Source organism: Salipiger sp. (assembly GCF_059781815.1).
Map to the genome: position 1 here is coordinate 1 of NZ_JBYNAH010000246.1, position 7,467 is coordinate 7,467.

General features: G+C 68.5%; 8 protein-coding genes. 6 read left to right on the forward strand and 2 right to left on the reverse strand.

Features of this window, described 5'->3' with window-relative positions; translation table 11 throughout:
• Nucleotides 1-26 precede the first annotated feature (26 nt).
• From AC6RA4_RS21405 to AC6RA4_RS21430, 6 genes are read left to right on the forward strand one after another with little or no spacing between them, the layout of a single operon-like run.
• A complete protein-coding gene (locus AC6RA4_RS21405; RefSeq protein ID WP_500163766.1) occupies nt 27-1,106 on the forward strand; it encodes an ABC transporter ATP-binding protein in 1,080 nt (359 codons plus the stop codon).
• The gene (locus AC6RA4_RS21410) at nt 1,103-1,933 is read left to right on the forward strand and encodes an ABC transporter permease (RefSeq protein ID WP_500163768.1); all 831 of its coding nucleotides are present in this window, start codon (nt 1,103-1,105) and stop codon (nt 1,931-1,933) included. The genes AC6RA4_RS21405 and AC6RA4_RS21410 overlap by 4 nt, the downstream gene beginning before the upstream one ends.
• Nucleotides 1,930-2,730, forward strand: coding sequence for an ABC transporter permease (locus AC6RA4_RS21415; RefSeq protein WP_500163769.1), 801 nt, complete (start codon nt 1,930-1,932; stop codon nt 2,728-2,730). Before AC6RA4_RS21410 ends, AC6RA4_RS21415 begins: the two co-directional genes overlap by 4 nt.
• A gap of 4 nt (nt 2,731-2,734) precedes the next feature.
• On the forward strand, nt 2,735-3,622 hold the full coding sequence (locus AC6RA4_RS21420) for an allantoinase PuuE (protein WP_500163770.1): 888 nt from the start codon (nt 2,735-2,737) through the stop codon (nt 3,620-3,622).
• Nucleotides 3,619-4,968 carry an amidase gene (locus AC6RA4_RS21425; RefSeq protein WP_500163772.1) on the forward strand — a complete coding sequence of 450 codons (1,350 nt, stop codon included), beginning with the start codon at nt 3,619-3,621 and terminating at the stop codon, nt 4,966-4,968. Before AC6RA4_RS21420 ends, AC6RA4_RS21425 begins: the two co-directional genes overlap by 4 nt.
• Entirely contained in the window at nt 4,968-5,714 is a 747-nt protein-coding gene (locus tag AC6RA4_RS21430; RefSeq protein ID WP_500163773.1) for an aspartate/glutamate racemase family protein, read from the forward strand. Before AC6RA4_RS21425 ends, AC6RA4_RS21430 begins: the two co-directional genes overlap by 1 nt.
• 18 nt (nt 5,715-5,732) lie before the next feature.
• Here the strand turns inward: AC6RA4_RS21430 and AC6RA4_RS21435 are convergent, their stop codons facing one another.
• Together AC6RA4_RS21435 and AC6RA4_RS21440 are read right to left on the reverse strand one after the other, a co-directional pair.
• Nucleotides 5,733-6,500, reverse strand: coding sequence for an aspartate/glutamate racemase family protein (locus AC6RA4_RS21435; protein ID WP_500163774.1), 768 nt, complete (start codon nt 6,498-6,500; stop codon nt 5,733-5,735).
• Nucleotides 6,501-6,952: 452 nt separating this feature from the next.
• A partial coding sequence (locus tag AC6RA4_RS21440) for a DUF4214 domain-containing protein (RefSeq protein ID WP_500163775.1) occupies nt 6,953-7,467 on the reverse strand: 515 nt, incomplete at its 5' end.

The following is a 7,467-nucleotide window of genomic DNA, read 5'->3' on the forward strand; positions in this document are numbered from 1 at the left end:
TGGCGCTCTGAGGCAGGCAATCGGACATGACGATGAACCAAGGCGCACAAGCGCGACGCTACCTCGATGTCTTTGGCGTGGCGAAATCCTTCAAGGGAACCCGGGTCATGTCCGACCTGAACTTTCGGGTGGAGCGGGGAGAGCTGGTGTCTCTCCTCGGTCCGTCCGGCTGCGGCAAGTCCACCCTGCTGCGCATCATCGCGGGGCTGCTCGAGGCCGACGAAGGCGCCGTGGTGCTCGACGGGCGCGACATCTCGCGCTTCCCGGCGCACAAGCGCAACGTCTCGGTGGTGTTCCAGAACTACGCGCTGTTCCCGCACATGACGGTGGCCGAGAACGTGGCCTTCGGCCTGCGCGCCCGCGGCATGGCCAAGGCCGACACCGGCACGCCGGTGGCAGAGGCGCTGTCGCTGGTGCGCATGACCGAATTCGCCGACCGTCCCATCGCCGCCCTCTCGGGCGGCCAGCAGCAGCGCGTCGCGGTGGCCCGCGCGCTGGTCGTCGGACCGGATCTGCTGTTGCTCGACGAGCCGTTCTCGGCGCTTGACCGCAAGCTGCGCGAGACCATGCAGGTCGAACTGAAATCCCTGCTGCTCGACCGGGGCATCACGGCGATCTTCGTCACCCACGATCAGGAAGAGGCGATGGGCGTCTCGGACCGGATCGCGGTGATGAATGCCGGCCGGATCGAGCAGTTCGCCGATCCCTCGACGCTTTATGCCCGCCCCGCCTCGCCCTTCGTGATGGATTTCGTCGGGCTCTCGACGCGGATCACCGGCACGGTGGTGGCGCAGGAGGCCGGCATCGCGACCGTCGACACCCCCCACGGCCCGCTCAGGGCGCGCAGCGGGGCCGCCCCCGGCGCGCGGCTTTTGCTCGGCGTCCGGCCCGAGCTGATCTCTGTGGGCTCGGGCGAGAACACCATCGCAGCGACGCTGGCGGATGTCATGGTGCTGGGCTCCAAGACGGTGCTGCACGGCAGCGCACAGAACGACGACCGCGTGCTTTGCGAACTGCCGGGCATCCGCAGCGGGCTCAAGCGCGGGCAGGAGATCACCCTGGGCTGGAACGTCGAGGACACGCTGGCCTACGAGGATCCGGCATGACCGCCCGCGTCGACCGTATCGCGCTGCTGGCGGTTCCGGGGCTGGCCTATCTCGCGGTAATCTATGCGCTGCCGCTGCTGATGCTGCTGGCCAAGTCCGTGCAGACGCCGGAGGGGCTCTCGTTCTCGGAATACAGCGCCTTCTTCGCCGACGACTACAACCTGCGCGTCCTCTGGCGCACCCTGCGGGTGGCCGCCTTCACGACGCTGCTGGCGCTGGTCATCGCCTATCCCACCGCCTTCGTCATGAGCCGCGCCAAGGGGCCGTGGCTGACGGTGTTCCTTGTGGCGATGGTGCTGCCGATGTCGCTTGGCGTGGTGGTCAAGGCCTTTGCCTGGTCGATCCTGTTCCGCGCCAACGGTTTCCTCAACAGCGCGCTGCAATGGCTGGGCGTCACCGAAAAGCCGGTGCGGATGCTGTTCACCGAGACCGCGCTGGTGGTCGGCGCCGCCAACGTGTTCCTGCCCTTCATGGTGCTGCCGATCTACGCCGTGGTGCGCCAGCTCGACCGGGGCCTGCCCGAGGCCGCCGCTTCGCTCGGGGCCGGGCCGTTCTTTCGCTTCTTCCACGTCACCTTGCCGCTCACCCTGCCCGGCGTGGTGGCGGGATCGGCCTTTACCTTCTCGATGGCGATCTCGATGTACGTGATCCCCTCGCTGATCGTCGGCGAGCGCCAGCAGACCCTGTCGATGCTGATCGCCCGCAGCTTCCTCTACCTGCGCAACGAGCCGCTCGGCTCGACGATTTCCGCCGTGCTGCTGGCCATCGCGATCTTTGTCGTGGTGTTCTCGAGCTGGCTCGCGCGCCGTCTCGGAGCCCGCCAATGACCCGGACCGACCGTCTCTTCCGCGCGCTGAGCTGGATCGTCGCGCTTGGCTGCGTGGTGTTCCTGATGCTGCCGATCCTGATCACCGTTGCGGCCTCGTTCTCGGCCTCGCCGGTCTACACCCTGCCGCCGCCGGAATGGTCGCTGCGCTGGTACGCCTCGCTGAACAAGCGCTCGGGGCTGTGGGACGCGGTGCTGCTCTCGCTCAACCTTGCCTTCGTCTCGACGCTGATCTCGTTGGTGCTCGGCACGCTCGCCTCGATCGCGGTGACGCGCGGCAACTTCCGCGGCCGCGAGGCGATCGCCACCTTCGCCGTCTCGCCGCTAATGATGCCCGGTCTGGTGGTCGGCGTGGCGCTCTTGCAGTTCTTCCGCGAGATCGGCCTGCGCGATGCCTATGTGTCACTGCTGCTGGGCCATATCGTCATCACCCTGCCCTTCGTGATGCGCACCCTTCTGGCCTCGATGGCGGCGTTCGATTTCTCGATGATCGACGCGGCGCGCACGCTGGGGCTCAGCTATCCCAAGGCGATCCTGCAGGTGCTGGTGCCCAACCTCGCCCCCGCCTACCTGACCTCGGGGCTGTTCGCCTTCCTTGCCTCGATGGACAACTACCCGATCTCGATCTTCCTGACCGATGCGCGCAACAAGACGCTGCCGATCAAGATGCTGCAATATCTCGAAGAGCAGCCCGACCCGTCGCTTGCGGCAATGTCTTCGGGGCTGATCCTGCTGGCGATCATCGTGCTGGTCTTCGGGGCGCGCACGGTCGGACTCAACCGCATGATCCAGGGCTGAGAAGATGACCGACCGACGCGATTTCAAGGGCTATTTCGGCGCCGAGCCCGCGCCCTGCTGGCCGGAGGGCGCCCGGCTCGCGGTGTCTTTCGTGGTTAATGTCGAGGAGGGCGCGGAACTCTCCATCGGCGACGGCGACCCGCGCAACGAGAGCGTCTACGAGATCCGCGAGGAGGTCGAGGGCGTGCCCGATCCTTGCATGGAGACGCATTTCGCCTACGGCACCCGGCAGGGCTATGCCCGCATCGCCGCCGCCTTCGACCGGCACGGCGCCAAGGCCACCTTCTCGACCTGCGGGCGGGTGGCCGAGCGCAGCCCCTGGCTGATGGAGGACATCGTCGCGCGCGGCCACGAGGTGTCGTGCCACGGCTGGCTGTGGCAGCGTCACGCCCATATGGCGCTGGACGAGGAGCGGGCGGTGATCGCCCGCACCCATGCGGCGATCGAGGCCGCCTGCGGCGTGGCCCCGGTGGGCTGGCATACCCGCTCGGCGCCTTCGGTCAACACCCGCGACCTGCTGATCGAGCGCGGCGATTTCCTGTATGACAGCGATGTCTACGACGACGACATTCCGCGCATGGTCGGCGATCACGTCATTCTGCCCTATGCGTTTGACACCAACGACATGCGCTTCTCGCCCGGCGGCGGTTTCGTGCAGGCGGCGGATTTCAGCACCTACGTGATGGGCGCCTTCGACCGGCTTTATGCCGAAGGCGCCGGGGCCGCGCGGATGATGTCGATCGGGCTGCACCTGCGGCTGATCGGGCGCCCGGGGCGCATCGCGGGGCTCGAGGACGTGCTGGCCCATATCGCCGGGCACGACGACGTCTGGATCGCGCCGCGTCGCGACATCGCCGCGTGCTGGGCGGCGGCGCATGGGGCCGGGCAATGACCGGCTTGGACCTCTCCGCCACCGCGCTGGCCGCGCTCGTACGCGCGGGCGAGGTCTCGCCCGTCGAGCTCGCCGCTGCCGCGCTTGCCCGTGCCGAGGAGCGCAATCCCGGGCTCAACGCGCTGACCGTGCTCAACCCCGCGCTCGAGGCGGAGGCCAAGGCGGTGGCCGCGCGGCTCGAGGCCGGAGAGGAGCTGCCGCTCGCCGGCGTGCCGGTGGTCATCAAGGACAATATCTGGGTGAAGGGCCTGCCGATCACCCAGGGCTCGCGCCTCTTTGCCGGGTTCATCGCGCCGGAGGATGCCATCGCCGTGCGTCGCCTGCGCGCCGCAGGGGCGCTGATCCTCGGCATCGCCACCTGTTCCGAGTTTGCCTGCAAGGGCGTGACCAACACGCCGCTGCACGGCAAGACCCGCAACCCGATCGATCCGCGCCTGACGACCGGCGGCTCCTCGGGTGGCCCGGTGGCGGCGGTGGCCGCGGGCATGGCGCCGCTGGCGCTTGGCACCGACGCGGGCGGCTCCTCGCGCCGTCCGCCCGCGCATACCGGACTCTACGGCTTCAAGCCGAGCCTCGATCTCGTGCCCTACGGTCCCGGCTTCGACGAGCCTGTCGACGGGATCTCGGTGATCTGCCCCATCGCGCGCAGGCTCGAAGACATCACCCTTGCGATGTCGGTGCTGGCCGGGCTGCCCCCGGCGGCGCCGCTCACGGGCGACATCGCGTGGAGCGCGGATTTCGGTCTCGCTCAGCGCCTCGACGCCGAGGTCGAGACGGCGCTTCACCACGTCATCGCAGGGCTGTCGGCGCGGGGCGTGCCGCTCACCCGGGCCGCGCCCGACTGGGAGGGGCTGGATGGCGGCTCGGTCATGCCTCTTCAGCATGCCGGGCTCGCGCGGCTGCACGGCGCGGCGTGGCGCGCCACGCCCGAGGCGCTCGATCCCGACCTCGCGGCGCAGATCGAGGCGGGGCTGGCGCTGTCGCCCTCTGCCATCGCCACCGCTCAGGACGCTTCGGCGCGGATGGGAGAGATCCTGACCGCCTTTTTCGCCCATCATGCGGCGCTGATCGTGCCCACCACCCCCTGCCCCGCATGGCCCATCGATCAGCTGGCGCCGAAGACCATCGGCGGCCTGCCCTGCGCGCCGCGCGACCATGCCGACTTCACGCCGCAGGCCAACCACGCCGGTTGCCCGGCTATCACCCTGCCCGTCGCCACCACGCCGGAGGGCCTGCCGCTCGGGCTGCAGCTCATCGCCGCGAAAGGGCAGGACGCGGGGCTGCTCGCCACCGCCAAAACACTCATGGCCATGCTGGCCCAACAAGAACGCGAAAGGGTTCCCTGATGCGCATCCTTCTGGTCAACCCCAACATGACGCAGGCCATGACCGACACCATGGCGAACATCGCCCGGCACATGGCCGACGGGCGGGCCGAGATCGTGCCACTGACCGCGCAGCGCGGCTTTCCCTACATCGCCTCGCGCGCCGAGGCCCAGATCGCCGGCGGCATCGCGCTCGAGATGATCGCCGACAATCTCGAGGGCATCGACGCGGTGGTGATCGCGGCCTTCGGAGACCCGAGTCTCGCCGGCGCGCGCGAGCTTTTCGACGTGCCCATCGTCGGGATGGCCGAGGCGGCGGTGATGACCGCAGCGATGCTGGGAGAGCGCTTTTCCATCGTGACCTTCTCGCCGGTGATGACGCGCTGGTACACCGATTGCGTGCACGACACCGGGCTCGCGGCGCGCTTCACCGGCGTGCGGGCGCCCGACGCCCATGGCGGCAATGTCGCCAATGCCGCGCAGGACATGCGCGGCGATCTGATCGCGCTCGCCAAGCGTGCCGTCACCGAGGACGGCGCCGACGTGGTGATCCTGGGCGGCGCGCCGCTGGCCGGGCTTGCCCCCGAGATCGACGCCGAGATTCCCGCCATCGTCATCGACCCGATCGCCGCCGCGGTGGCGCAGGCGATCACGCTGACCTCGCTCAAGGCACGGTTCGAGGGCCGCGCCTGCAAGCCCATCGCCAAGGCCTCGGTCGGGCTGTCGACCGCGCTCACCCATGTGATTGCCCGGGAAACGGCGCAATAAAGCCGGCCTTCGCGCGGCTCAGGCCATGTGAGGTGCCTGCGACGCGGCGAGGCGCTCGAGAACCTCTTCCGCGGCCGCGCGTATGGGGTTGACCAGCGGCACCGGCGTTTGCAGCGACAGCCGTTCGGCGGCCTCGCCCAGCGGGCCGCCCCCGATGATCACCCGTTCGGCCCCCGCCTCTGCGGCGCGTTCGACCGCCACGAGAAGACCGCGGTCGAGCGCAGGCTCGTCCCGCATCAGCGCGCGCGGGTCGCCATCTGCGAGGAAACATCCAAGATACCCGCCCCCGCCCTCTCGCATCAGAGTGTCGATCCGATCCTCGAGCGCCGGCGTAGTCGTGGCGACGGCAAAGCGCGCTCCCGCCCGCCGGCAGGCACGGGCGGCCGCCGCGCCGATCCCAACCACCGGAACGGACAGCCTGCGCCCCAAGGCGCGCGCGCCCGGGTCGCCGAAGGCCGCGACGATGACCGCCTCGGTCGCTGCGGGAAGCCGCGCGGCCTCGATGCAACCTGCCGCCGCATCCAGAGCCTCCGGGCTGGTGATGAGCCGTGGGCCTTCCTCTGCGGTCCAGCCATGCGGCGGATCGCGCAGCACGGAGCCAGCGATCCGGCACATCCTCTGCGTGGTCTCGCGGCACGAATTTGGATTCATCAAGAGCACGGTCATGGACCGGCGAACCTCCTTGTTTTCTCGCTCATTTATAGCCGAGATGACCACCGTCGGAAATATGGAATGCCATTTTTCGGTGGATTGCGCGTGTTCCTCAACCGCCTCGAACAGTGCCACATCGTTCCGGCGCGGACCCGCTGGTCAATGGCGCCGACCCGCGTGATGTGAGACGGGGTGCCGACGCAGGGGAACGGCAAGCGCCATCCCTCCGGGTGGCGCGAGGCCCATGAGGCCCGATGTCTTAAGGTTCTTCGATACCTGCATGGGGGCTTCTCGCGCGCCTTCGCGTCCGACATTTCGCGAGCGCAATCGGCGACCCCTCTGAGGCGGTCGCTGGCCTCGTCAGGAATTGTCGTTCTGTAAGCGGGCGCCTGAGCAACTCCGCGAGAACACTGGGGCAGCTCGGTCCGCAGGGCATTCCATGCCCAATCGACGCAGCCCCGCTCCATCAGTCGGCAATTTGGTTCACCCGCCACTCTCGGGAATGGGCCGTCAAGAGCACTGCCAGCGACCCTTCTGTACGGAAAACGGACCCGGCCCGAGGGCCGGATCCGCAAGAGGTTGCGAGGTCAGACCATGATCATGCCGCTGTCGAGATCGCTCAGCGCGGTCTCGTTCAGCACCACGGTGACGTCCATGTCGTTGAAGACCACGGTATCGTCCTCTTCGGTCATCTTCGCCATCACGTCGTCGGCGCTGTCATAGCCGAAGGCGGTGAAGTCGAGCGTGTCCCAGTATTCGAGGTCGGTCACGGTGTGGGAGCTGTCCGCATCGGTCGAGAACACGAAGCGATCCGAGAGGACCCCGCCCGAGAGGGTGTTGTCGCCGGCATTGCCCATCAGCACGTCGTCGGTCTCCTGCGCCATGACCCAGGCGTTCATGTCGCTTACGGTTTTCGCGCTGAACTCCGGGCTCTGCGCAAAGCCGATCAGGATCTCGGCACGGGATGCGCCCTCGTCGAGGCGCGCGGTCCAGTTCGCCAGCCCCTGCGCGTCGGGGTCGCGGTCGAGAGCGTTCTCGTAGAGCGCCGTCACGTATTCCTCATTCGAGGTATTGCCGTAGACCGCCTTGAACTCCGCGCTGC